Annotated in this window: 25 protein-coding genes and 2 pseudogenes; 13 read left to right on the top strand and 14 right to left on the bottom strand. The window is 52.4% G+C overall.

All coding sequences use genetic code 11. The annotated features are described in order from the left end of the window. Window positions 1-16: 16 nt before the first annotated feature. From ABXT62_RS12045 to ABXT62_RS12020, 6 genes and pseudogenes are all read right to left on the bottom strand, one after another. Window positions 17-613 (bottom strand): membrane integrity-associated transporter subunit PqiC, encoded by a 597-nt coding sequence (locus tag ABXT62_RS12045; protein WP_415355531.1) that lies wholly within the window; start codon window positions 611-613, stop codon window positions 17-19. Continuing rightward, window positions 610-1575 (bottom strand): MlaD family protein, encoded by a 966-nt coding sequence (locus ABXT62_RS12040; RefSeq protein WP_415355530.1) that lies wholly within the window; start codon window positions 1573-1575, stop codon window positions 610-612. The genes ABXT62_RS12045 and ABXT62_RS12040 overlap by 4 nt, the downstream gene beginning before the upstream one ends. Then, window positions 1572-2351 carry an ABC transporter ATP-binding protein gene (locus tag ABXT62_RS12035; protein ID WP_415355529.1) on the bottom strand — a complete coding sequence of 260 codons (780 nt, stop codon included), beginning with the start codon at window positions 2349-2351 and terminating at the stop codon, window positions 1572-1574. The genes ABXT62_RS12040 and ABXT62_RS12035 overlap by 4 nt, the downstream gene beginning before the upstream one ends. Continuing rightward, window positions 2348-3478, bottom strand: a complete 1131-nt coding sequence (locus ABXT62_RS12030) for an ABC transporter permease (RefSeq protein ID WP_415355528.1) — start codon at window positions 3476-3478, stop codon at window positions 2348-2350. The genes ABXT62_RS12035 and ABXT62_RS12030 overlap by 4 nt, the downstream gene beginning before the upstream one ends. 62 nt (window positions 3479-3540) lie before the next feature. Then, a pseudogene (locus ABXT62_RS12025) lies at window positions 3541-3789 on the bottom strand (DUF3806 domain-containing protein); the annotation flags it as partial. 15 nt (window positions 3790-3804) lie between these two features. Next, window positions 3805-3942, bottom strand: a complete 138-nt coding sequence (locus ABXT62_RS12020; protein ID WP_415355527.1) for a hypothetical protein — start codon at window positions 3940-3942, stop codon at window positions 3805-3807. 243 nt (window positions 3943-4185) lie between these two features. Between ABXT62_RS12020 and dapA the strand changes: the two genes are divergently transcribed. The 3 genes from dapA to ABXT62_RS12005 are packed head-to-tail and all read left to right on the top strand — an operon-like array spanning window position 4186 to window position 6905. Further along, window positions 4186-5058 carry a 4-hydroxy-tetrahydrodipicolinate synthase gene (dapA, locus tag ABXT62_RS12015; RefSeq protein ID WP_415355526.1) on the top strand — a complete coding sequence of 291 codons (873 nt, stop codon included), beginning with the start codon at window positions 4186-4188 and terminating at the stop codon, window positions 5056-5058. A 5-nt stretch (window positions 5059-5063) separates the two neighbouring features. Further along, window positions 5064-6116: an outer membrane protein assembly factor BamC gene (bamC, locus tag ABXT62_RS12010; protein ID WP_415355525.1), complete on the top strand. Its 1053-nt coding sequence runs from the start codon at window positions 5064-5066 to the stop codon at window positions 6114-6116. A 30-nt stretch (window positions 6117-6146) separates the two neighbouring features. After that, window positions 6147-6905: an MBL fold metallo-hydrolase gene (locus ABXT62_RS12005; RefSeq protein WP_415355524.1), complete on the top strand. Its 759-nt coding sequence runs from the start codon at window positions 6147-6149 to the stop codon at window positions 6903-6905. 20 nt (window positions 6906-6925) lie between these two features. Here the strand turns inward: ABXT62_RS12005 and ABXT62_RS12000 are convergent, their stop codons facing one another. Next, window positions 6926-7426: a hypothetical protein gene (locus ABXT62_RS12000; protein WP_415355523.1), complete on the bottom strand. Its 501-nt coding sequence runs from the start codon at window positions 7424-7426 to the stop codon at window positions 6926-6928. A gap of 145 nt (window positions 7427-7571) precedes the next feature. Here ABXT62_RS12000 and ABXT62_RS11995 point away from each other — a divergent pair, with 145 nt between their 5' ends. Both ABXT62_RS11995 and ABXT62_RS11990 read left to right on the top strand, forming a co-directional pair. Continuing rightward, window positions 7572-8396, top strand: a complete 825-nt coding sequence (locus tag ABXT62_RS11995; protein ID WP_415355522.1) for a class I SAM-dependent methyltransferase — start codon at window positions 7572-7574, stop codon at window positions 8394-8396. Window positions 8397-8492: 96 nt separating this feature from the next. Beyond that, window positions 8493-9245 (top strand): SDR family NAD(P)-dependent oxidoreductase, encoded by a 753-nt coding sequence (locus ABXT62_RS11990; protein WP_415355521.1) that lies wholly within the window; start codon window positions 8493-8495, stop codon window positions 9243-9245. Here ABXT62_RS11990 and dapE read toward each other — a convergent pair. The 7 genes from dapE to map all read right to left on the bottom strand — a co-directional run bounded on the left by dapE (window position 9240) and on the right by map (window position 17239). Further along, window positions 9240-10367 (bottom strand): succinyl-diaminopimelate desuccinylase, encoded by a 1128-nt coding sequence (dapE, locus tag ABXT62_RS11985; protein WP_415355520.1) that lies wholly within the window; start codon window positions 10365-10367, stop codon window positions 9240-9242. The genes ABXT62_RS11990 and dapE overlap by 6 nt on opposite strands. A gap of 21 nt (window positions 10368-10388) precedes the next feature. After that, window positions 10389-11408 carry a 2,3,4,5-tetrahydropyridine-2,6-dicarboxylate N-succinyltransferase gene (dapD, locus tag ABXT62_RS11980; protein ID WP_415355519.1) on the bottom strand — a complete coding sequence of 340 codons (1020 nt, stop codon included), beginning with the start codon at window positions 11406-11408 and terminating at the stop codon, window positions 10389-10391. A gap of 29 nt (window positions 11409-11437) precedes the next feature. Beyond that, complete coding sequence (locus tag ABXT62_RS11975) at window positions 11438-11794, bottom strand: ArsC family reductase (RefSeq protein ID WP_415355518.1); 357 nt, start codon at window positions 11792-11794, stop codon at window positions 11438-11440. A 128-nt stretch (window positions 11795-11922) separates the two neighbouring features. Then, complete coding sequence (gene nth / locus ABXT62_RS11970; RefSeq protein WP_415355517.1) at window positions 11923-12576, bottom strand: endonuclease III; 654 nt, start codon at window positions 12574-12576, stop codon at window positions 11923-11925. Between the two features lie 10 nt (window positions 12577-12586). Then, window positions 12587-13777: a succinyldiaminopimelate transaminase gene (gene dapC, locus ABXT62_RS11965; protein WP_415355516.1), complete on the bottom strand. Its 1191-nt coding sequence runs from the start codon at window positions 13775-13777 to the stop codon at window positions 12587-12589. A 7-nt stretch (window positions 13778-13784) separates the two neighbouring features. Next, window positions 13785-16445 carry a [protein-PII] uridylyltransferase gene (gene glnD / locus ABXT62_RS11960; RefSeq protein ID WP_415355515.1) on the bottom strand — a complete coding sequence of 887 codons (2661 nt, stop codon included), beginning with the start codon at window positions 16443-16445 and terminating at the stop codon, window positions 13785-13787. 11 nt (window positions 16446-16456) lie between these two features. Next, window positions 16457-17239, bottom strand: a complete 783-nt coding sequence (gene map, locus ABXT62_RS11955) for a type I methionyl aminopeptidase (protein WP_415355514.1) — start codon at window positions 17237-17239, stop codon at window positions 16457-16459. 353 nt (window positions 17240-17592) lie between these two features. Here map and rpsB point away from each other — a divergent pair. The 8 genes and pseudogenes from rpsB to rseP all read left to right on the top strand — a co-directional run. Continuing rightward, window positions 17593-18327 (top strand): annotated as a pseudogene (rpsB, locus tag ABXT62_RS11950) (30S ribosomal protein S2); the annotation flags it as partial. A gap of 257 nt (window positions 18328-18584) precedes the next feature. Then, complete coding sequence (tsf, locus tag ABXT62_RS11945; protein WP_415355513.1) at window positions 18585-19442, top strand: translation elongation factor Ts; 858 nt, start codon at window positions 18585-18587, stop codon at window positions 19440-19442. A 202-nt stretch (window positions 19443-19644) separates the two neighbouring features. Continuing rightward, window positions 19645-20370, top strand: coding sequence for a UMP kinase (gene pyrH / locus ABXT62_RS11940; RefSeq protein WP_415355512.1), 726 nt, complete (start codon window positions 19645-19647; stop codon window positions 20368-20370). Between the two features lie 24 nt (window positions 20371-20394). Beyond that, window positions 20395-20952: a ribosome recycling factor gene (frr, locus tag ABXT62_RS11935; protein ID WP_415355511.1), complete on the top strand. Its 558-nt coding sequence runs from the start codon at window positions 20395-20397 to the stop codon at window positions 20950-20952. Between the two features lie 60 nt (window positions 20953-21012). Beyond that, window positions 21013-21744 (top strand): polyprenyl diphosphate synthase, encoded by a 732-nt coding sequence (uppS, locus tag ABXT62_RS11930; protein WP_415358209.1) that lies wholly within the window; start codon window positions 21013-21015, stop codon window positions 21742-21744. Beyond that, window positions 21737-22573 (top strand): phosphatidate cytidylyltransferase, encoded by an 837-nt coding sequence (locus tag ABXT62_RS11925; protein WP_415355510.1) that lies wholly within the window; start codon window positions 21737-21739, stop codon window positions 22571-22573. The genes uppS and ABXT62_RS11925 overlap by 8 nt, the downstream gene beginning before the upstream one ends. A 2-nt stretch (window positions 22574-22575) precedes the next feature. Further along, window positions 22576-23790, top strand: a complete 1215-nt coding sequence (gene ispC / locus ABXT62_RS11920; RefSeq protein ID WP_415355509.1) for a 1-deoxy-D-xylulose-5-phosphate reductoisomerase — start codon at window positions 22576-22578, stop codon at window positions 23788-23790. Beyond that, window positions 23790-25145 carry an RIP metalloprotease RseP gene (gene rseP / locus ABXT62_RS11915; protein WP_415355508.1) on the top strand — a complete coding sequence of 452 codons (1356 nt, stop codon included), beginning with the start codon at window positions 23790-23792 and terminating at the stop codon, window positions 25143-25145. Before ispC ends, rseP begins: the two co-directional genes overlap by 1 nt. Window positions 25146-25218: the final 73 nt, after the last annotated feature.

The following is a 25218-nucleotide window of genomic DNA, read 5'->3' as shown; positions in this document are numbered from 1 at the left end:
CGAGGTGACCGTTGCTTTACTGTGCTGCTTGGTCTTCTTTAATGTCCGCAGCGATAATTTCACTGAGCTGCAGTAGCAGCTTGCTGTAAGCCTCTGCAACCTGCTCAGGTTCTGATGCGCCGGACGGTAGAGGCAGCTTGAGTTGGCTGATGCGACGTTTTACAGACTCTCCATTGGTCGGGCGGTACACCAGCCATTCCGCTTTTATCATGGCCTCATTCTCGTTTGCGTCTAACTGCAACAGGTTAACCTTCACGCCATAGTCTGGTGCTCGTTGCGGGTTCCAGGGGAAAAATCGCATGTTCTGTGTGTGCAAAAGTCCCGAAAGGTTGAGCGCCATCACACGTTGTATTCCATCTTCAAGGGGTTCACCCCACAGGTCTAGGCTAAATATATGCAAGGTGTTTTCGTCGTGGTTATACACGAGGTTTTGGCGTATCAGGTATTCGGGCACCTCGATGGGCCCGACCCCGATCGCTGGTGTATCACCGTTGGCAATGGGAAACTCCTGAGCTGACAACACGTAGTAGTTGTTGGGTGGGCTGCTGCCACAGCCGGTTAGTAATAGGCTTAGAGCCAACAGCCACAACATTGGCGGAAATTTCCCCCTCATTTTTTGCCTCCTCTTTTCCCTATGATCACTGACTCGGGCTGTTCTTCTAAAGTGCTCGCCAGCGATTGCAATGATCGTCCAGCACGTGTCATTTCAGCCAACGCATTGTTTAACCGGTACAGAACCGCTGAATCCGGAGACACTAGCGCGTCGATGCCCGTCATACCGTGCTGGAATGTTAAGATAGCCGCATTCAAAGCAGCAAGGTTGCTTTCTACTAGCGCTGATAGCTGCGGCAAATCTTTGTTTACATTGTTGACGGTGACGGAAGTTTCGTCCAGCAGTATATCCAGTTTGGGTCCAGACGTGGCCAGTTGTCCCTGCAGTTGCGTGCTCAGTTCGCGCAGCGAAGTTAATGTGGTGTTCATGCCGGCAGGTAAGGCCTGAAAATCTTTGCTGCTGACCAGAGAGTCTATGCTGCTGCTGATGTTCTCTACCTGTTTATTCAGTTTTGAAAAATCGATGTTTTGTAGTGTTTTGGTAAAGCGTTCGAGATCGGTTTCGATAGTGGGGATCTGCAGATAAGGTGAGTTAATTTTTACCAAATGCGCTGCGGTTTTCGGATGAAAATCAAGTTCAATATACAGTAGGCCTGTCAGTAGGCTTTGCGTATTCAGTTGCGCACGCAGACCACTTTTGATCAATTCTTCTGTGAGGTTAACGTCTGGGTCTCCTTCTTGTCGAATATTGTTTTTATTAAAATTCGCCTCAACGATCATGGTTGCGCTGGCCGTGTCACTATCAAGAACTAAATCAATATCGGTTACTTCTCCAACTTTTACTCCGCGCAGGGCGAGCGGAGCCCCGACGCTGAGACCCTTTACCGAGCCATCAAATACCATAACCACTGTTTCTTTGGTGCCAAAGCCCGAGCCCATCAATAAGAGCACGGTGGCGACAGCAATCAGGATTGCGCCTAAAACAAAAGCACCAATAGCGACGGTATGCGGTTTTTCACTCATGACCTGTCCTTTATGTCGGCAGCGGCGCTGCGTGTCAGAAATTGTCTCACCACTGGCTCTTCATTAAAATCACGCAGCTGCGCAGGGTTGCCATAGGCGATCATGGTTTTGCTAACATTATCAAGGTAGACCGAATTGTTAGCGATGGCGAAAATGCTGGGTAATTCGTGGGTCACGATCACTACGGTCGCGCCCATGGATTCTTTGATTTGTAGAATCAATTCGTCAAGGAGGCGCGAGCTAATCGGATCTAGCCCTGCTGAGGGCTCATCAAAGAATAAGATTTCAGGATCCAATGCGATGGCGCGGGCCAGAGCAGCTCTTTTTTGCATGCCTCCGCTAATTTCTGAGGGATAGTACGACTGGTATCCCGCGAGACCTACCAGTGCCAATTTGTAGGCCACGATATCGGAAATCTCTGCCGCGGTATAAGATGTATAGAGCTCTAACGGCAGAGTAATGTTTTCTGCCAGAGTCATTGCACTGAACAACCCCCCTGACTGATAAGTGATGCCCCAGCGTTGTCGCATGGCGCCTTGCTCGTGTTCATCTGAATGAAAAAAGCTAGCGCCGTCATATAAGATGTCGCCGCGAACTGGCGTCATTAAACCAAGCATGTGTTTAAGTAGAGTGCTTTTGCCGCAGCCGCTGCCACCCATGATGACGAAGATATCGCCTCGATTAATGGTAAAAGAAAGGTCATGCTGGATCACTGTTTGGCCGTAAGCCATGGTGAGATCAACGACCTCAATCTGTCCTTGCTTTGAATCTGTCATATGCTTAGCTGCTGAAATATGATGTTGATCGCGGCGTCAGCGACGATCAGATAAATGAGAGCGGTTACAACAGCATTGGTTGCGGCCTGGCCAACGGCTGCGGAGCTGCGGCCCGAGTTGATCCCGGCGCGACAACCCGCTATGGCAATTAGTATAGCGAAGACCAATGCTTTCAAGAGGCCCACCGCGACATCAATGAAAGACAGCGCGGCTTCACCTTGAACCATGTATTGGATCGGCGAAACCCCTAAACCGCCTGCTACAATGCCTCCGCCCAAAATGCCTAGGATATCCGCATAGATGGTCAGCAGCGGCATAATAATAATCAGAGCCAACATCCGAGGTAATACCAAAAATTCAATCGGGGATATACCCATGGTCGTGATGGCATCGATTTCTTCGTTGGTCTGCATGGTTCCCAGTTGCGCGGCATAGGCTGCGCCAGTGCGACCTGCCATAACGACTGCTGTCATCAAAACGCCCATTTCGCGCAGCATTCCAATCACCACCAGATTAGCGACATAGACCTCCGCCCCGAACTGCTTTAATTGTACTGCGCCGAGATACCCTAAAATCATGCCGACGAGGACGCTGGTGAGAGTGATGATGGCAAAGGCATTAGGGCCAGCCTGAAAGCAGAAATTCCAAAAATCGCTGAAGCGGGTGTTGGCCTTACCTCTGACCAGGCGAGACAGAGCGATAGTCACTTCGCCGGTAAAGGACAAGGATTCCCGTATATCGAGGGTGACTGTGCGGAGTAAGTGTCGGGGATTGAGGGTTGACCACCAAGATGGTGAGTCCTCTGCGGTAGGTTGATAGGGTTGTACTGCTGTTGCTACAGCTAGCAGTTTATCAACTCCCGCAGGCATATTTTGATTTTGGAGTGCGATGCCCTGAGTATGGCAATAGTCGTGACATCGCAGCAAAAATGCCATAAAAATGGAATCCCACGCCCCTAAAGATGATCCATCAATAGTCAGATGACTGGGGCGGCTACTGCGCAGTTCAGATTGTAAAATACTGAAGCTTGCTGTGTTCTTACCTTGCACCCAGTCCCCGGAAAATGACAATGTAGACGTGTCCATTGCGTCGGGGGCAAGCTTGTATTTTGGCTGCAGTGAATTCATGGAGTGTTGATTGTCGACTAGAGGTTGTTAGTCTAATGGCTAGTACCTGTAATTGCTATGCCCTACTGAAACGGTAAAGTAGATGTGCTTTTGGCGATAACATTGGACGCCTTTTGGTAAATTTCGACGACGGAAGTCTTGTTTCCCGCTTCCCTGCGCCTGGCAATCATGGTGATAGGGAAAAGAAGGGTATCGCTTTCCTGGTAGCGCAGGGCACGGCTGCGGCCGACATTGTCTTCATAGAGCACCCAGCGCATACCCAGTTCGGCAGCGAGCAGGTCACCCATAATGACCCCCATGGCTTGCAGTTCGCTGGCCTGGTCCGGTCACACCAATGGCTTGTCCAGCAGCGCCTGCAGTAGTGCTAGGTCGAGCTTGCGGTCGCCGTTGAATTGTCGACCGAGGTTCATCACAGCTAAATCTTGCATAGTCTCCCGCTGCTGAGCCATCAATTGCCAATCCACGTTGGTTCCTGTGCCAGACTCCCAGGCGAGCCCCAGCACAGCAAAAGCAAAAGCGCGAGCCTGATTTTTTTTGGCGGTGTCATCTAATGCCCTGCATGCGCTAACGTTGTGATGGCATTAACAGTAGCAGCTTTCTGTTCATTTTGACCTACAAGGTTGTCATCCTGCTGCCGTCATTTATAATGATGGCGTTCAATTTGGGCGCTTGGGCCTACCCCACAGACCATGATGCGGAGACAGCAAATGATTACCGGCAGTATCGTGGCCTTGGTTACCCCAATGCACGCCGACGGCAGTGTCGATTGGTCTGCCTTGGCGCGGCTTATGGATTTACATTTGGAAGCTGGCACGGCGGCAATTGGCGCAGTAGGCACCACCGGCGAGAGTTCCACGCTCGACGCCGCAGAGCACTGTGAGGTGATTAAATTTTGTGTCAAGCACAGTGGGGGTCGCATCCCTATAGTGGCAGGAACAGGCTCTAATTCCACGCGGGAAGCGGTCTATTTTACCAAGGCGGCCGCAGGGGCTGGCGCAGACGCGTGTTTGTTAGTCACTCCCTATTATAATCGTCCGACCCAACGCGGACTCTACGAACATTTCAGGACCATTGCCGAGGCGGTAGACATACCTCAGATCCTTTACAATGTACCCGGGCGCACTGCCGTCGATTTGGCCAATGATACGGTAGCCCGATTGGCAGAACTGGATAATATTGTAGGGATCAAGGATGCGACGGGAGATGTCGCGCGGGGCAAGGCGCTGATAAAGCGCTGTGGTGATGTTATTGGGATTTATTCGGGAGATGACGCCACGGCGATGGAGTTGATGCTGGCCGGGGGCAATGGAAATATTTCGGTTACCGCTAATGTGGCGCCATCGCTGATGTCGCAGTTGTGTGCGCTGGCGTTGGCGGGCGAGCGTGAGCAAGCCGAGGCGATCAATCGTTGCCTATTACCCTTGAACCAGGCTTTGTTTTTGGAGCCCAACCCCATTCCCGTCAAGTGGGCGTTATGTCAGCGTGGTTTGATCGGAGAGGGCATACGTCTGCCTTTGACAGCTTTGGATGAGCAGTATCAGTCCGAGGTTCTTAAGGCCCTAGAAACAGCCGGAGTTTGATAGTTATGCAGGTGAATAGGGTGAAAGCGATATTGGTGGGCGGTTTGTTGCTGTCTAGTACCGGCTGTGGGGCGATATTAGGAGACCAGGGTGTATTTCGCGATAGCTCTGAGGATTACAAAAAGGCGGTGGAAACTCCCTCGGTTATTTTGCCTGCAGGGACCGAGAGCGTGCCTCTGCGAGATATTTACGTGATCCCAGAGATCGATGATAAGTTCCTGTCACAAGGAGACTTCGAGGTGCCCAAGCCGGTACCTTTGTCCGCCGGAAACGGGACGGAAGTGGTTCGATTGCAAAAGCTCGGCGACGATAGTTGGGCCCTGATTAGTCTCGCGCCAGGTCAGGTGTGGCCTCAGGTGCGTAATTTTATGGCTGCCTCAGGGATGCAGATTGTCCATGCTGATGCGCGGGCTGGGGTCATGGAGTCCAACTGGCTGACAGTGGAAGGGCAGCCTTTGGCAAGCCGTTTCCAGTTTCGTATGGAGCAGGGCGTGCAGCGTGAGACGAGTGAGTTGCATGTACTGCAGATGCAGCAGACGGGCACGGTATCTGCGTGGCCTGCCAAATCTGATGATCCCGATCAAGCCGCTGAAATGTTGAGAGCAATCGCGCAGTTTCTAGCGGATAGTGCTGACTCTGCGCCGGTGTCAATGATTGCCGAGCAGGGGATTGCCGCCAGTGGAAAAATAAGCATGCAGGAAGCGCCAAATGGTTATACTTTTTTGCGACTTGAATTGCCCTTTAATCGAGCCTGGGCGTCCCTCGGTCGCGCATTGGAAAAGTCTTCGTTTGAAATCACTGATCGCGACCGCAGTAATGGCACTTACTATATCCGTTTTCTTGAGGGTGGCGCAGAAGATGAAGACGGATGGTGGGGCGATTTTTGGGACAGCGCTGACGATGAAACGTTGTTCGATGAGGTGTTAGTCGTCTTTCTGAAAGCTCTACCAACGGGGACGACGATGACCATTACTATTCAACCTCAGGACGTCAGTGTTCCCTTCGGAAAGCGCAAAGCACAGGAACTGTTGTCCCTCATAAAGGGCAATATAAACTAACTCGTGCAGTCTGGAGCGAGGAACTAGCGAGTGCAATTCGCCTCTCTCGGATCGGGGAGTAAAGGCAATGCCACTCTGGTTCGGGCCGACGATACTCTGGTCATGGTCGATTGCGGATTTTCGGTGCGCGAAACTGTGCGGCGAATGTCGCGTTTGTGCGCTGATCCGAGTCAGCTCGATGCCATACTGGTCACCCATGAGCACTCCGATCACAGTAGTGGTGTCGCGGCACTGTCGCGCAAATTTCAGATACCGGTATACCTGACTCACGGCACGTTCAGTACCGGTCGCTGTGATGATAGCTTTGATCAGTGCTTATTTGATTGCGAGGATGATTTCAGTATTGGCAGTCTGTCAATCAAGGCGGTTGCTGTGCCTCATGATGCAGTGGAACCCTGCCAGTATCGTCTGAGTTCGGGGGGTTGCACCTTGGGGATTCTCACCGACCTAGGCAGCATTACACCCCATGTGATTGATAATTTCCGTGCCTGTCACGGCCTGTTGTTGGAGTTCAATCACGATCTTCCACTGTTGATGGGGGGGCCTTATCCGTCACATCTGAAGCAGCGGGTGAGTGGCGATTGGGGGCATCTCAATAACCAGCAGGCCGTCGATTTATTGGCTCAGATAAACCATGTGGCACTGCGTCATCTGGTGGTAGCGCATATCAGCGAAAAAAATAATAGCAGGCGGCTAGCAGAAAACGCACTATTATCGTTACTCGATTCTCTCGATGGTGTGATTTTTGCCGATCAGGTTGACGGTTTTGGTTGGTTGGATCTCACCTAGAAAAACGCTTTTCGGGTTACTCAGCGACAGTGCTGCGGCAGTATCATGGATGTCACCTGCGTGAGGTTTCCAGGCTTTGGACACTGCAAGTTTGGATTGCCGGATAGATCGAGCTCACGAAGTCCGGCCAAGCCATAAAGCGGCACGGGGTCAATGATTTGGTTGTCATCAAGATAGAGGGCCTCCAATGTTGCCATCTGGCTGAGTTCGACCAAATTGCGGACTTGATTGGCCGATAGACGCAGCGCTTTTAGGCCTGTGAAGATAGAGAGTCCTTCGAGACTTTCGATACCGGCAAAACTGCAGTCGAGGCTCATCAGCTGTGGCGCGGTCGTGATAGTCCCATCATTGATCGCCTGTTTCACGCAATCATTCAAACCTGTGTCGGGTATAGCGTAGTCGCGAAAAAGCGGCTTTGGTGCGTAAACGATTTTATCGTTGACCTTAAAGTCATATTCCTGGCAGGCGCTAAGGATAAGAAATACGGGCCCCACAAAACAATAGACTAGACGGCGTAACATGCCTGGCACTCCCAATGGTTATCTGAATCACTAAAGTCTGCTGATTCGGTCGGTTCAGCATAGCTCCCGCGTCGACAGGCCTCTATAATGCCAGTAGTTGCGATGCACTTCACTATTCTTAAGACATTAAACGACGAGTACCCAGATGTCGACAACAAACGATGCCAGCAGGCCAGCACAGGAAGGTTTGGCGCTGCAGGCCGCTACCACCGCAGACGAAGTCTGTGCTGTTCAATTGGCGCACAGGCTCAGTTTGCCTTTGCTAACGACGGGCATAGATCTTGCTCATTTTACCCTGGCAAGAGCCGTATTGGTTGTCAGTGGTCAGGCACTCTATCTGCAGCAAACCGGGAGAGGAGTGCCGGGCCCCGTGGCGGTAAATTTTGGCAGTCCAGGCATGCGCCATCGCAGTCGCTCAGGCACCAGTGAGCTACTGGGCAAGGCCGTAGGGTACGGTAAGAAAACACCTCTAAGGATATTGGATGCGACCGCTGGACTAGGCAGGGACGCGTTTGTGCTCGCTGACCTAGGTTGTGAGGTCCTGATGTGTGAGCGCGAGCCCGTCATTTTGGAGATGCTGCGTTGCGGCTTGCAAAGTGCAACTAGCAGCAGCGATATCTGGTTGTCCGGTGTTGTCCAGCGCATGCGCTTGTGTTCACAAGATGCACGACATGTGCGTGCGAAGGAGGTGCAGGGTATGGATGTAATCTATCTGGACCCAATGTTTCCACAGCGGACTAAAAGTGCCGCCGTAAAAAAGGAGATGGCCCTTTTTCAGCTGTTACTGGAGTGCTCAGCAGATCCGCAGGATGCAGATGCATTGTTGGCCTGGGCATGGGAACAGGACACTGCCAGAGTGGTAGTCAAGCGTCCCTCCAAGGCGCCAAATCTAGCGACGCTGAAGCCATCTCACTGCATCGAGGGCAAGTCAGTGCGTTATGATGTTTACGTGCACCGCAAACTATTTTGAGCCGCGGCGAGCGGAGCCGTTTTTTTACCGTGTTATCGTGGCACAGTTAACCTAGGGGTTGCGCAGGCGGCCACTTTAAAAAGGTTGGGAGATTTCATGTCTGAGCACAAAGTTACTGCGTTGGTTACTGGCGCCTCGGCGGGTCTGGGTGCGGAGTTTTGCCGTCAGTTGGCTCCGCTGTGTGATGTCATCATCGCAGTGGCACGACGTAAGGAGAAGCTTGACGCCTTGGCAAGTGAATTAGCCGATTCTGCGGAGGTGCGCTGTCTAGAGGCTGACCTCGGTACGGTCGAGGGGGTGGCCATAACCATGGAGGCCATCCGCCAGCAGGGTCCGGTCGACTATTTGGTTAACAATGCAGGTTTTAGCACCTTTGGTCATTTCGACCAGTTGCCGATTGATGGGCAACGGGACATGGTGAATCTGCATATTGACGCTTGCATCACTCTGTGCCGCGCAGCGATTCCTTTTATGCGTGAGCTTGGTAGCGGCAGAATTATTAACGTGTCTTCACTGGGGACATTTTTTCCGGGCAAGGGGATGGCGGTTTATGGCGCGTCTAAGGCCTTCCTCAACTATTACTCACAGGCTTTACAGGCGGAGCTGGCAGGTTCTGGGATTGAGGTGCAAGCGCTTTGTCCGGGATTCACACACACGGAATTCCACGATTCTATGGCAGAAGATGGCTTTGATCGCAGCCGGATTCCAGATCAGATGTGGATGAATGCAGACGCCGTTGTAGCGGCCAGTCTCGCAGCGCTGGGTAATGGACAGGTGCTCGTTGTGCCCGGCGATGATAATGTCGACCTCGCAAGGGCGGGCCTGCAACGGCAGTTAGACGACTTATAGCAACAACCGCGTCAGAATACCTTTGTAGATCGCGGCCAGGCGCGGCAGGTCAGAGACCAGCACCTGTTCATCAATCTTGTGGATGGTCGCATTGACTGGGCCCACTTCCACTACTTGAGCTCCGGTAGGCGCAATAAAGCGGCCATCAGACGTGCCCCCGGCAGTCGACAGCTCAGGTGCCTTCCCTGTGACTTCCAGTACGCTTGCTATGGCGGCGTCCAACAGCTTTCCATTAGGGGTTAGAAATGGCTGACCACTCAAATTCCACTCTATAGCGTAATCAAGCCCGTGAGACTGCAATATTGACTCGGTTCGCTGACGCAGTTCCTCATCGCTGACCTCGGTAGAAAAGCGGAAGTTGAACACAACCTCTACTTCGCCCGGAATAATATTGGTGACGCCGTTGCCCCCTTTAATGTTCGAAACTTGCATCGACGTGGCCGGAAAAAACGCATTGCCCTCATCCCATACTTCAGAGGTTAGCGCATGCAGCGCGGGAAGAAGCCGATGGATGGGGTTGTCTGCCAAGTGTGGATAGGCGATATGTCCTTGCACACCACGCACAGTCAGTGTCGCTCCGAGCGAGCCTCTGCGGCCATTTTTAATGGCATCGCCTAAAGTGGCGGAACTTGCTGGCTCTCCTACTACGCACCAGTCTATCGACTCGCCTCTTTCACGCAGATAATCCAAGACTTTGACCGTGCCATCCACCGCCGGACCTTCTTCGTCCGACGTGATCAGAAAGCCAATCCGCCCTGCATGGTTGGGTTGCTCAGCTAAAAATTCTTCACACGCGATCAGCATAGCTGCGAGGCTGCCTTTCATGTCCGCGCTCCCGCGACCAAACAGTATGCCGTCGATCACGGTAGGCTCAAAAGGAGGATTGCTCCAGCGGCTGGCTGGTCCGGGCGGAACCACGTCAGTGTGCCCCGCAAAAACCAGCAGTGGACCCTGATCGCCGTGCTCGGCCCAAAAATTACTGACGTCACCGCAGGGAAGTCCAGTACAGTTGAAATTAAGCGCTTGCAGTCGTTCAATCATCAGCGCCTGGCACCCGGCATCCTCAGGGGTTACTGAGGGCTTACGGATCAGCTCGCAGCATAGTTCCAGCGTTTTTTCCATGTTGAATGTCTATCCTTGGGCTTAGTTGTGAGAGTGCAGCTCGTTGTTCAGTTCGACCGCACTGCGATTGGTTAAACACTCCACCGCGCCTGTGGTGGAATTGCGACGAAATAGCAGATCCGATTTTCCAGCGAGATCCCGTGCTTTTGCCATTTCCACTGGCATGCCGTTAGCGTCCAACATCGTGACTTTTGTACCGGCCGTGACAAATAATCCAGCCTCTACGGTGCAGCGATCACCGAGCGGGATGCCAATGCCTGCGTTGGCGCCGATTAGGCACTTCTCTCCCACAGATATTACGATATTCCCGCCGCCAGACAGGGTGCCAATGGTAGAGCATCCTCCGCCCAGATCAGATCCGGTACCCACCATGACGCCCGCTGAAATACGGCCCTCGATCATACCCGGACCCTCGGTGCCCGCGTTAAAATTGACAAAGCCCTCGTGCATGATCGTTGTGCCTTCTCCCAGATAAGCCCCTAAACGCACACGGGCGGTATGGGCAATGCGGACTCCGCCCGGAACCACATAATTCGTCATCTTCGGAAATTTATCGACACTGCTAACCTCAAGTACCTCGCCGCGCAATCTCGCCGATAGTTGGCGCGCGGGCAGTTCACTGATATCGATCGCGCCCTCACTGGTCCATGCGACATTGGGCAGCGCGCCAAACAGACCTTCTAGGTTGGTGCCGTGTGGAGATACCAGACGATGTGAGAGTAAGTGTAGCTTTAAGTAGGCCTCAGGCACATTGCACGGTGGCAGGTCTTCCTTAAGCAGTACGGCCACGGCAGGTCTGCCACTGTCGATAAGCTGTGCGGCAAGGCTTGCATGATCGGTCGCGCCCGCTGTCTCCAGCGCTAGCTGCAGCTCCGTCAACTGCTTAAGGCTGAGTGTGTCATTGCTATCGTAATTTCCCAGTGCAGCCGCTAGGTGCTGCGTGGGATGCAAGATCGGTAGCGGAAAGAATATTTCCAGCCACTCTCTATGACTATTGTGAGTGCCAACACCCAGTCCAAGGGCAAATGCGCCATTTTTCATTCTCGTTCCACCATAAATTAAGCACCCATTCAGAGGGTGCGTAGATTGAATATTTTGGCGTAGTTCGCCGCGGAAAATCCGACAAATCGCTGCTGTCCCGTGTCCAGTAGTGGCCGTTTGATTAGCGTGGGGTGTGACAGAATCACCTTGTGAGCATGCACCTCGTCCATTGTCATGCGGGCCTGTTCATCGAGTGCCTTCCAGCTAGTACTGCGCCTGTTTAATAGATTTTGCCAGCCCAACTCCTCAATCCATGCTGTAACTGCTTCCGGGTCCAACCCATCTTCCCGAAAATCGTGATACTGGTAATCGATTCCATGTGTATCCAGCCATTTTCGCGTTTTTTTCACGGTGTCGCAATTTTTGATGCCATAGAGTGTAATCATAGTAATACTCCCATGGGTAGCGTATTGATGGGTCGAGTAGCATAGCAAAGGCGGCCGCTGAGTTATAGCTGCCCTGTAACGCACCGATTGTATTCGTTGCTCCGATAATCGAGGGGAATAACCGCGCTTCAAGCCTTGAGGGTTTTCTTTGGGTGTTTTCGCTGTGGGTAACAGACACGGCATATTTCGCATACTCGCCCATCGCAGCTGCGCGCTGAGCAATATTCTCGGCCATAAAAAATGATCTGCAGATGAAGGCGGTTCCAGTACTTTTGTGGGAATAGCCGCTTCAAATCTCTCTCTGTCTGCACGACATTTTTGCCGCTAGTCAGCCCCCAGCGCTGCCCCAACCGATGTATATGTGTGTCCACGGGAAATGCCGGTACGCCAAAGGCCTGAGACATAACGACACTGGCAGTCTTGTGCCCGACGCCGGGCAGGCGCTCAAGTGCCTCCATGTGGGCGGGCACTTCACCACCGTGTTCTTCAAGCAGCATTTCACTCAAGCGCTGAATGGCTTTGGATTTTTGTGGTGACAGGCCACACGGCCGTATGATCTCTCTGATCTGCTCTGCGCTTTTGGTCGCCATGTCTGCCGGATTGTCAGCTAGCTTGAACAGAGCAGGCGTTATTGTGTTCACGCGTTTGTCGGTACACTGTGCGCTCAAAAGCACTGCAATGAGCAGTGTGAAGGGGTCACTATGATCCAGTGGGACCGGTGTTTCTGGGTACAATTCCTGCAGGCGTTGTAGGATATATTTGACACGTTCAGCTTTCAGCACGTTACTGAGCCTAGAACTTTTCTAGGCGGTGAACAATGCGCTGGGCGGCTTCGACACAGTCCTCGATGGTGGCCACGAGAGCCATGCGCACCCTATTTTCTCCAGGGTTGATGCCAGCCGACTCCCTGGCGAGAAAGCGGCCTGGTAATACGATGACATTCTCTTCGGCGTAGAGTTGACGAGCGAACTCAGTATCGCTGATGGGCGTTTGTGGCCATAGATAAAAGCCTGCGTCCGGTGCCGCCACAGGAAGATGGCCTTCTAGCTCTGCCAGAACGGCTGCAAACTTGTCACGGTATTGCTGTCGGTTGGTTTTGACATGTTGTTCATCGCTCCAGGCTGCGATGCTGCCAAGCTGGTGGTGTATCGGCATAGCACAGCCGTGATAGGTTCGATACTGAAGGAAGCCACGCAGTATTCGGGCATCTCCAGCCACAAAACCCGAACGGAGGCCGGGTAGGTTGGAGCGCTTAGACAGGCTGTGAAAGACCACGCAGTTGCGATAGTCGCTGTTGCCCATTGCAGCACAGGCCTGCAGTAGACCCGGCGGTGGGGATTCTTCATCAAAATAAATTTCTGAGTAGCATTCATCACTGGCGATGACAAAGTCGTGTTCCTGAGCCAGTCGGATGACGTGCTGGAGTTGTTCAAGAGACATGAGAGCGCCCGTGGGGTTGCCAGGGTTGCACAGATAGAGCAGCTGGCATCGCCGCCACTGTTGTTCTGTCACACTACTGAAGTCGGGCAACAGTCCGAACTCCTCAGTGCAGTTGATAAAGTGCGGCGTGGCCCCTGCTAGCAACGCTGCTCCTTCGTAAATCTGGTAAAAGGGATTGGGGCTCATGACCAGCGTTGTTGGGCTCGCCGTGACTACCGCTTGGGCGAAAGAAAATAATGCTTCCCGAGTTCCGCTCACAGGGAGGACTTGCGTGTCGGGATCAACATCAGTTAACCCGTAGCGGCGCTTTAACCAGAGGGCAATTGTGCTTCGCAGTTCAGGCAGTCCCGCACTTGAGGGGTAGTTGGCAAGTCGGTGCAGGTTATCTGAGACTGCTTTGAGAACAAAGGCGGGCGACTCGTGTTGCGGTTCCCCAATCGACAATGCGATGCGTGTTTTTTCGGCGGCGGGCGTCAGGTCACTGAATAGCTGATCCAGTTTTGCAAAAGGGTAGGGCTGAAGGTGCTGTAAATAAGGGTTCATCAGTTTTTCAGCTTGCAGCCTGTTCGTCTAGCTCGTCGCAAATCGTGCGTTGTAGCGCGTTGCACAATTTTGGGTCTGTGAGAGCTTGTTGTTGATCATCGGTGATGAAAAACACGTCTTCCACTCGCTCCCCCAAGGTTTGGATTTTGACTGCTTGCAGCTCGACATTGAACGACATGAAAATTCTGCCCAGGTGGGCCAGCAGGCCAGGTCTGTCAGGGGTGGAGACTTCCAGCACAGAGACGTTCTTGACCTCATCTAGGGACATACTGGTCTCGGTGGGGACGACGAAGGATTTCATTTTTCTGGGCGTGTGCCAATTAGGATGTGTTAACTCTTCGGAGATATTGGCCAGATTTTTGCTGAGATGTTCCTTGATGTGTGCCAGTCGTGCTCCATCTTCTGCGATGGGTTGGCCGTCGGAATCGAGAACGAAGAAAGTGTCCAGACTCATGCCATCGTTAGCATTATATATCCTGGCGTCATGTACGCTCAGATCAAGCTGTTCCAGACTGGCACAGATGCTGGAGAACAGCTTGGCGTTACTACGAGCATGAATAAAAATTTGTGTGGTGTTGGCAACACTCGACTCCACACTATTGCGGGCCAGCACGAGCGGGACATCGCATTCCAAGTGGCCCGCGATGGCCTCGGTATGCCATGCGATATCTTCACTACGCTCTCTGAGGAAATAATCTTCTGTGCGACCCTGCCATAACTCGGTGAGTTCCTCCAATGTAAACCCACGGCCTTCCAGTATTTCCGCAGATGCTTCGCGAGCCTTAGCGACCACGGCCTCCTTGTCGATGGGGTTATCCAGCCCACGGCGCAGGGCCCGTCTTGTCTCAGTGTAGAGCTGACGCAGTAGGCTGCCGCGCCAGGCGTTCCATAAGGTCGGATTGGTGCCATTAATGTCCGCCACCGTCAGCGTAAATAGATAGTCCAAATGCTCCTCGTCACCGACATGTTCTGCGAATTGCTGGATGACCTCTGGGTCTGATATGTCCTTGCGTTGCGACACGGCCGACATAAGCAGATGGTTGCGCACCAGCCACACGACCAATTCAGTATCCTTTTGATCGAGTCCATGCTCTCGACAGAAGCGTTCGGCATCGACTGCTCCCAAATCTGAATGATCACCGCCACGCCCTTTTCCGATATCGTGATATAGGGCGGCGATATACAATAACTCAATCTTGCGCAGTCGCCTTGCCACTCGACTGGACACTGGAAACCTGTCCTCAGCATCGGGAATCCGGAAGCGTCGCGTGTTCTTGATTACCTCCAGAGTATGCGCATCAACCGTGTAAGTGTGGAACAGATCGTGTTGCATCTGACCCATGATGCGACCGAATTCAGGCAGGTAGTCGCCCAGGATGCCGTAGCGAGTCATGCGACGCAGTTGCGATGTCAATTCGTGAGGGCTGCGCAAAATTTCCAGGAAGGTTTGTTTGTTGTGTTTGTCGGCCCTAAAGGTGTCGTCTATTGATGATCGGCTGTCACGTATCAGGCGTATCGTGGGAGCGGCGATACCTGTAATTTCTTCGTGGGTGCCGCACAGTAGGAATACCTCCAGCAGTGCTTGGGGATGCTTGCTAAAAAGATCGCTGCTGCTGGCCTCGATATAGCCGTTACGAACGTGGAAACGATCGTTAAGGGTGCTAATGTCATCTTCCATATTTTGGCGCAGGATTGCCTGATCAAAGTTCTGGATCAAAACCTCGTTCAGTTGCCCAAGGGCCAAGGCCCAGCGATAGTAAGTTTGCATGAATTGCTCTACTGCCAGCTTGTCGCCGTCTTTTAAGCCCCACAGAGCTGCAATTTCACGCTGGTGGTCGAACAGCAGTCGGTCCTCTTCGCGGTTTGTAATCATGTGCAGTGCGTAGCGCACCTGCCACATAAAATCTCGTCCCGTCGTTAGAATAGCCATCTCTTCAGGGTTCAGAAATTCTTCCGCTGTAATCTTCTCCAGAGATTCCACACCGAAGTGGCGCTCGGCAATCCAGCCGATGATCTGCAGGTCACGTAACCCTCCCGGAGAGCTTTTGACATTGGGTTCCAGGTTGTACTCGGTATCTGCGAACTTGGTATGTCGGGTTGTCTGTTCTTGCAACTTGGCCTGAAAAAAGTTCTGGCTTGACCACATTTTGTCCGGACCTGTTAGTTCGCGCACCTGTTGCATCAAATATTCGGGCCCACGGATAAGGCGGGCCTCCATCAGGTTGGTCAGTATGGTGATGTCGCCCGCGGCCTGCTCGACACAATCGGTCACGTCGCGAACACTGTGTCCAATGTTGAGGCCAATATCCCACAGCACGGTCAGGAAGCCAGAGAGTACATCCTTGCAGTCTTCGCCGTTGTCCCCGAGGAGGAATAGTAGATCTACATCAGAGTGTGGATGCAGTTCGCCGCGCCCATAACCGCCCACAGCGACCATAGCTAATTCCGATGGCTCCCAGTTCTGACGGTCCCACAGGATGCCCAGCAGTGTGTCGACGAAGACAGCACGCTGGCGAATGAGATCCCTAGCGTGAGCCCCTGAGAGAAATTGTTGATGTAGGTATTGTGTGGTGCTGGCGATAGCGGCTTTGCAGCATTGGATTTCATTTTCGCTATCGAGCTTTACTTTGAAAAGGGCTGCATCAAACATGTCTGCTGGTAACAGCATGGGTGGGTTCACTATGCGCCCAGCCTTGCTTCGTTGCTGCGACGCGTGAGTACCTCACAGCCATCATCGGTAACACATAGAGTATGTTCCCACTGGGCTGACAATCGACCATCCAGTGTGGTGACCGTCCATCCATCGGTCTTGTTTAAGCGGGTGTCCCGCCGGCCCGCATTGATCATGGGCTCAATAGTAAATGTCATTCCGGGTTCGAGTACCAGTCCGGTGCCCTTGCGCCCATAGTGCAAGACCTGTGGATCTTCGTGAAACACCTTGCCGATACCGTGGCCGCAGTATTCCCTAACAACCGAGTAGTAGTTCTTTTCCGCATATTGCTGGATGACGTGGCCGATATCCCCCAGTGTTGTACCGGGTTTAACCAGCTCGATAGCTTTGTACAGGCATTCTTGGGTAACGTCTATTAGTCGACTAGCATGGGTGGCCACGTCACCTACCTGCACCATAATGCTGGTGTCACCGTGGTATTCGTCTTTGATGACGGTGACATCAATATTGACGATATCGCCATTTTTTAATTTTTTTGTATCAGAAGGAATACCGTGACACACCACATCGTTAATTGAAGTGCAGATGGAACGCGGGAATCCGTGGTAATTCAGTGGCGCGGGAATAGCTTGCTGGACCTGAGTTATATGCTCGTGACAAATGCGGTCCAGCTCGCCGGTGGTAACGCCCACCTGAACGTGCGGTAAAATCATTTCGAGAGTTTCTGCGGCGAGGCGACCCGCGATGCGCATTTTTTCTATCTCACCCGCTGTTTTGATTGATGCACTCATCAGTAACCTATTGATATATATTAAAAAAATGGGTGGCATGCACGTAATTTTCGCGCTTACGCGGCGACATTCTACCCTATTCGAAGTGCAAATGAGTAATGTCACGGTGTCGCTGTGAGGCAAAGTTCTTTTATCCATGGCCTTGTTATGGTATAAAGCGCGCCTCTTTTCGGGGGTGCTGTAACCTAAACCGCATGGGATAGATCAGGACCGTGGATTAAGAGTAAGTAAATAGAAACCTAAACGTCGCACACATATCAACACCTGTACCAGGGTGCCGTCTGGCCTTATAAGGCTCAGTAGGTTTGGTTGCAGGGATATGTGGAGGATTAACCCATACAAGGTAATTTATTATGTCTCAAGTGCAAGTTAGTATGCGCGAACTGCTTCAAGCAGGTGCGCACTTCGGTCACCAGACCCGCTACTGGAATCCTAAAATGGACCAGTACATCTTCGGTGCTCGCAATAAAATCCATATTATTAATCTTGAATATACCGTCCCAGCCTTTAACGATGCGCTGGAAATGGTTATGCGACTGGTCGCTAACAAGAACAAGATCTTGTTCGTTGGAACCAAGCGCGCTGCTGGAAAAGTCATAAAAGAGCAAGCTCAACTCGCCGGTATGCCCTATGTCAACCATCGCTGGTTGGGTGGGATGTTGACCAACTACAAAACAATTCGGGCCTCAATCAAGCGCTTACGTGATCTGGAAGCCCAGCAGGGTGACGGCACGTTTGAGAGCTTGACCAAGAAAGAAGCTTTGATGCGAACCCGGGACATGGAAAAACTCGAGCGCAGTATTGGTGGTATCAAGGATATGGGTGGTTTGCCCGATGCTCTGTTTGTTGTCGACGTAGACCACGAGCGCATCGCTATTACCGAAGCGAATAAGTTGGGTATTCCCGTCATTGGTATTGTTGATACCAATAGCAACCCCGATGGAGTGGATTACATTATTCCCGGCAATGATGATGCGACTCGTGCCGTTAGGTTGTATGTGACGGCGGTGGCTGATGCTTGCATTCAGGCCAAGGTTGAGTCCGGAGAAGCGGCAACGGCAGCCAATGAATTTGTTGAAGAAGAAGCTGTGGCGGTCGACATTGAAGCACAGCCCGTTGCCGGGGATGCAGGTGAAGTTGAGGAAGTAGTTGCGGCGGAAGCTGTAGTTGAGGCGGAAGCTGCAGTTGAGGCAGCTGTAGTTGAAGAAAGCTCGGAGCCCGCAGCGTAAGTGATTGATATCGTCTCTGGCTTTTTGGTCAGAGAGTTTTATTTCCCCTGGTGAGGCTGCCGGGGGTTTTCGTTTCAAGGAACATGGTTTTTGGGTTTTTAAGAGGAGAAGTACCAATGTCAGCAGCACTGGTAAAAGAATTACGCGAGCGCACAGGTCTGGGCCTTTTGGAGTGTAAAAGGGCACTTGCTAGTGTCGGCGGCGACGTTGAATTGGCGATTGAGGAACTGCGTAAGTCAAGTGGTATGAAAGCGGCTAAGAAGGCCGGTCGCACTGCAGCTGATGGCGTTGTATCCGCCCGCGTGGCCGACGACGGTGGCTTTGGCGTGTTGATAGAAGTGAACAGTGAGACTGATTTTGTGGCGCGAGATGAAAGCTTCTTGGCCTTTGTCAAAAGTGTTGTTGATGCTGCTTTTGACGCCAGGCAGTCGGATGTTGCAGCTTTGATGTCTGGGGAGTTGGAGGCGACTCGCGCAGCACTGGTGCAGAAGATTGGTGAAAATATTGGTGTGCGCCGTATTGAGTTGATCGACGCTGATTCAGGTGTTGTCGGTTTTTATGTGCACAGTAACAATCGTATCGCAGTATTGGTGAAGCTCAAGGGTGGCGATCAGGATCTAGCCAAGGATGTGGCCATGCATGTGGCGGCAGTTAATCCGCAGGTAGTCTCTGCAGCGGATATGCCTGAAGAGCTAGTGGCAAAGGAAAAAGAAATTTTTAGGGCGCAGGCTCAGGAGTCGGGTAAGCCTGACGAAATCATCGAAAAAATGATCGGTGGTCGCGTCAAAAAGTTTCTGGCGGAAAATAGTCTGCTTGAGCAGTCGTTCGTCAAGAATCCTGATATGACTGTAGGCCAGTTGGTTTCCGACGCTGGAGCAGAAGTGATTTCGTTTGTTCGTTTTGAGGTCGGCGAAGGTATACAAGTCGATAAAGTGGACTTTGCTGAAGAGGTTGCGGCACAGCTCAACGGTTGAGCGAGTTAGCAACAGGTTGAAAAATGGGGCTTCGGCCCCTTTTTTGTGGTCGAAATTTGCCTGGGCAGCGCTATAAGTCAAGTTGTCTCACTGAGTGGCGCACATGCGTGTAAACGCTAAAAGAGCCAGAAATATCGCCCCAGCCACTAGGGACTTGGCCTGATGTCCTGTAGTATGCATGTCAGCTTTTGGAGGGACTTTTATGCCCCAGTTGGTGACTGAAAAAAAATATAAGCGGATACTGCTCAAGCTCAGTGGCGAGGCACTTACCGGTAGTGAAAGCTTCGGGATAGACCCGAAAGTTCTAGATTCGATGGCGTTGGCTATCGGCCAGTTAGTGGGCATCGGAGTACAGGTGGGTCTCGTCGTTGGAGGAGGCAATCTGTTTCGTGGTGCCGCTCTGCAGAAAGCTGGACTGGACAGGGTGACCGGAGACCATATGGGTATGCTGGCCACGGTGATGAATGCGCTGGCGATGCGAGATGCGCTTGAGCGTTCCAATATTGCCACGCAAGCTATGTCGGCTATACCGATGACTGGTGTTGTAGACCACTATGATCGTCGCAAGGCCATTCGAGCACTTATGAATGGCGATGTTGTGATCTTTTCTGCAGGCACGGGCAACCCCTTTTTTACAACTGATTCTGCGGCCTGCCTGCGCGCGATTGAGATGGATGCCGAACTGGTGCTGAAGGCGACAAAGGTCGACGGTGTGTATTCTGCCGATCCGATGAAAGTACCCGATGCGGTGAAGTACGAGCGTCTTAGCTACGATGAAGTATTGGAAAAGAAGTTGGAGGTTATGGATTTGACCGCTATTTGCTTGTGCCGAGACCACAAAATGCCGGTGCGGGTATTTAAAATGGAAAAGCCCGGGGCGCTGCTGAATATTGTCAGGGGCGGCCACGAAGGCACATTGATCGAGTAGTGTGGCCTAGGTAGGAGGAGTAGTATGGTTAATGATATCAAAGACGAAGCTAGGGATCGCATGGGAAAGAGTCTCGACGCGCTGTCTAATCATTTTAACAAGATTCGCACAGGGCGAGCTCACCCTAGCTTGTTGGATGGATTGAGGCTTGAGTACTACGGATCGGATACGCCACTCAATCAAGTTGCTAATGTTAACGTGGAAGATGCCCGCACACTGATACTCACAGTGTGGGACAGGACTATGATTCCTGCCGTTGAAAAGGCCATCTACAAATCCGACCTGGGTCTCAATCCTGTCACGGCCGGAGAGGTGATCCGCATACCCATGCCGATGCTAACGGAGGAAACCCGCAAGGGTTTTTTTCGGCAGGCCAAACAAGGGGCTGAGTCAGCGCGAGTTTCGATGCGCAATGCCAGGCGCGACGCCATGGCCATGCTTAAGGAGCTGGTCAAGGAAAAAGACATTAGTGAAGATGACGAACGTCGAGGACAGGATGAGGTGCAAAAGTTGACTGACAGTTTCATCGCCAAAGTTGAAAAGCTTTTAGGTGATAAAGAAGCCGATCTAATGGAAATATAGAGCCTGCCAGTGTCTAATCGCTATAACGTAACTGCTTCAGAATACGGTGCGCCCCCAGTAATTCCGCGCCACGTGGCTATTATTATGGATGGTAATAACCGCTGGGGAAAACGCAGAGGTATGAGCGGTCCTAAAGGCCATCGCGCAGGAGTGGAGGCGGTGCGGGGAGTGATGCGTGCTTGCAAGCATCATGGGGTTGAAGTACTGACACTGTTCGCATTTAGTAGTGAAAACTGGGGTCGTCCCTTGCCCGAGGTGCGCGCTTTGCTGGCGCTTTTGTCCCGTTATCTGCGCAACGAAGTGAAAGAATTACACAAAGATGGAATTCGCGTGCGGTTTATTGGCAAGCGGGGGCGTTTTAGTCAGCGACAGCAGAAACTTATGCAAGAGTCTGAGGACCTGACTCGCAACAATACGAGTGCGACCATAGTGATCGCAGTAGATTACGGTGGCCAGTGGGATATTACTCAGGCAGCTCAGGCCCTGGCTCGACAGGTTCAGGCCGGAAGCTTGCAGCCAGAGGATATTACGCCCGAGTTAATGGATCATAATATGTCCATTAGTGAATTGCCGCGACCGGATTTATGTATCCGCACAGGCGGCGACTTTCGCATCAGTAATTTTATGTTGTGGCAGTTTGCCTACACCGAACTGTATTTTACCGATATTCTGTGGCCCGATTTTACAGAGTTTGAATTTGCGTGCGCCCTTGACGAATACAGCCGGCGCGAACGTCGTTTCGGTATCAGAGAGCCTGATGATCTGTTTGCAGGCCTCCGTTATAATGCTTAGGCAGAGAGTCTTTACCGCTCTGATAATGGCTGGATTATTTTGTGCGGCCATCGCCTATTTCCCGTTGCCATTGCTGGCCCTGTTGCTTGCCATTCTTGTTGGTTTGGGCGCGTGGGAATGGTCAAGACTGTCCGGTTGGGAACATCCGGTTGCGCGGGCTATATACGTGTTAATGATACTCTCAGCGTTGGGCATTGTTTACGTTTACTGTCAGTTGGGTGGTGTTCCGCTGCGGAGTGAGGTGCAGCCTTTGCTTGGACTTGCCTGCCTGTGGTGGTCGTTCGCGTTGCTATGGGTCAAGGGTTTCCCTACTAGTGCAGTTCTTTGGCGCAGCGTGGCGATGCGCAGCGTTATGGGTATGCTGATTCTTGTGCCGGGCTGGATGTCTTCTGTCTACCTGCTCAGTTTTCCCGAGGGGGGAGTATTAATGGTGGCCATGGTGCTGGTGACAGCGACGGCAGATATAGGCGCATATTTTACTGGTAGGTGTTTTGGTAAGCACAAGCTGGCTGTGTTGGTCAGCCCGTCCAAGACTTGGGAAGGGTTCTGGGGAGGCTTGGCAGCCTGTGCGCTGCTGGCAGTAGTGCTGTGGAGCCTGTTGCCAAGTCACGCTGCAAATATTGGATTGGCGTCGGTAGTGGTGGTGACAGTCATTACCGCACTCGCCTCGGTGATTGGTGATCTTACCGTGAGCATGGTCAAACGCGAAAGTGGTGTCAAGGACAGCGGTAGTCTCCTGCCAGGTCATGGTGGGGTATTGGATCGTTTAGACAGTTTGTGTGGTGCAGCGCCGGTGTTTGCAATGGGCTTGCTACTGGTGGGCTGGTAGCTATGGCTAACATCAAACGTAGGGTCAGCGTACTGGGCTCCACCGGGTCTATTGGGATCAATACTCTCGACGTGATAGCCCGGCATCCAAGTCGTTTTGAGGTTTACGCACTGGCGGCAAATTCATCGGTGGATGCCATGCTGGCCCAGTGCTTGGCGTTTGCACCTCGCTACGCGGTTATGATGGATGAGGCGGCAGCGACTTTGCTGCGGCAACAGTTGCCCGCGGAATGTGCCACTGAAGTAAAGCACGGAGAGAGCGGCTTAGCGGATGTGGTTACGGCGCCAGAAGTTGACGTGGTGATGGCGGCTATTGTGGGTGCGGCGGGCTTGCCTTCCACGCTGGCGGCCGCGCGGGCGGGAAAAACTCTATTATTGGCAAACAAAGAATCGCTGGTAATGGGAGGGCATTTGCTGATGCAGGCGGTGCGTGAAGCGGGGGCCCGATTGTTGCCCATTGACAGTGAGCACAATGCAATTTTTCAGTGTCTGCCGGTCGACGACCAGGCGACACCAGGCCACAAGGGTGTCAGTAAAGTGCTGTTGACGGCCTCTGGTGGACCCTTTCGCCGCTGGAGTTATGAGCAAATGACTGAGGCCACACCGGACCAAGCGTGTGCTCATCCCAATTGGTCCATGGGGCGCAAAATTTCTGTTGATTCTGCGACCTTGATGAACAAGGGCCTGGAATTTATTGAAGCGTGTTGGATTTTTGACTTGCAACCTGAGCGAGTGGAGGTGGTGGTTCATCCCCAGAGTGTTGTCCACTCTATGGTCCAATACCTGGATGGCTCGGTGTTGGCGCAGATGGGCAATCCAGATATGCGTACCGCCATTGCGTATGGGCTAGGTTGGCCTGAGCGTCTAGCGTCAGGAGTGGGCCCGCTTGATCTTGTTGCCACAGCCCGTCTCGATTTTGAGGCTCCAGATGAAACGCGTTTTCCTTGCTTGCGCCTAGCACGGGAATCTGTCGCAGTCGGCGGCACGGCTATGGCTGTGTGTAATGCGTCTAATGAAGTTGCTGTAGCAGCATTTCTGGATAAAAAAATTCGTTTTACAGATATCGCCGTGATCATTGAGCGAACGTTGGAGCGCGTGAATATTGTTGAAGTGACTACGTTGTCTGTGGCCGAAGATGCCGATGCCCAGGCAAGAGAATGCGCATTGGGTGCCTTGGCTGATTTGCAGCGCTTTACTAGCACATCGAAACGAGTCTGATGGAGCTTCTCTACACCATTGGCTTAACCCTTGGCACCCTCGCAATTTTAGTGGCGATTCACGAGTTTGGCCATTTCTGGGTGGCGCGGCGTTGCGGGGTGCAGGTGTTGCGCTTTTCCATAGGCTTTGGCACATCGCTCTATAGCTGGCGTGATAGTCAAGGCACTGAGTATAGTATTGCAGCGATACCCTTGGGCGGCTACGTCAAAATGCTCGACGAGCGTGAGGGAGAGGTTCCCGATTCAGAACTGCATCGGGCGTTTAATCGCAAACCGGTCTTACAGCGTATCGCTGTAGTCGTCGCAGGCCCCCTAGCCAATCTACTGCTGGCGGTAGTCGCCTACTGGTTTCTGTTCATGGCCGGAGAAACAGGCTATGTGCCGATTATCGGTGAGGTTGAGCAGGGTTCAGTGGCGGCGGTGGCAGGCCTGGAACCCGACCAGGAAATTGTGGCTGTCGACGGTAGTGAAACGCCGACATGGCAGGCGCTCAGTCTCCGCTTACTTGATCGCATAGGCGATAGCGGCACTATTAAATTTGCGGTGAAGTATCCCGATTCTGATGTGATCTATGAGTCTGAGGCGACTATTCATCGGTGGCTGTCGGATCAGGAGCAACCCGATATTTATGCGGGCTTGGGTCTTCGCCTGTACATACCGGACGTTCCTGCGATAGTAGGCGAAGTGGTACCCAAGAGTCCGGCTGCGGCCATAGGTTTGGTTCCCGGAGATAAGGTATTGCGAGTGGATGGTGTGGCTATGCCGCTGTGGGGAGATTGGGTCGATTATGTTCGGGCGCGCCCTGAACAGGCAATCGAGCTAGATTACGAGCGTGATGGCGAGTTTTTGCAGGCCACTATAGTGCCCCAACGTATCGCCGATGAAAACGGTGAAGATATTGGCCGTGTCGGTGTTGCTGTCGCAATTCCCGACATGCCGCCAGAGATGGTGAGGAGTTATCCGCGGGGACCGCTAGCGGCCCTTGGCGCCAGCCTCGTTCGAACGGGTGAATTGTCAGTGTTTACCCTGAAATCCATCAAGAAGATGTTGACGGGCTTAATCTCATCAAAAAACTTGAGTGGACCTATCACCATTGCTAAAGTGGCCACCGCTTCGGCTAAATCCGGACTGGAGTCCTACATCAGCTTCATCGCGTTGCTGAGTATCAGTCTGGGGATATTGAATTTGCTGCCTATTCCAGTGCTGGATGGGGGGCATTTGTTGTTTTATACGGTTGAGCTATTGGCGGGGCGACCAGTACCTGAGAAGATACAAGCTATGGGGTATCAGCTTGGATTGTTTATGGTCTTGGGGATAATGATGCTGGCGCTGTATAATGATTTCACTCGCCTTTAGTCAAAGGCTATGGGAATAACAGATTTTGGACTTCTCCAAATTGGGGCGAACATTCGGTGATTGGATGCATTTT

Source organism: Halioglobus sp. Uisw_031, assembly GCF_047729875.1.
GTDB lineage: Bacteria > Pseudomonadota > Gammaproteobacteria > Pseudomonadales > Halieaceae > Marimicrobium.
This window is presented reverse-complemented; position numbering and strand designations above follow the sequence as displayed.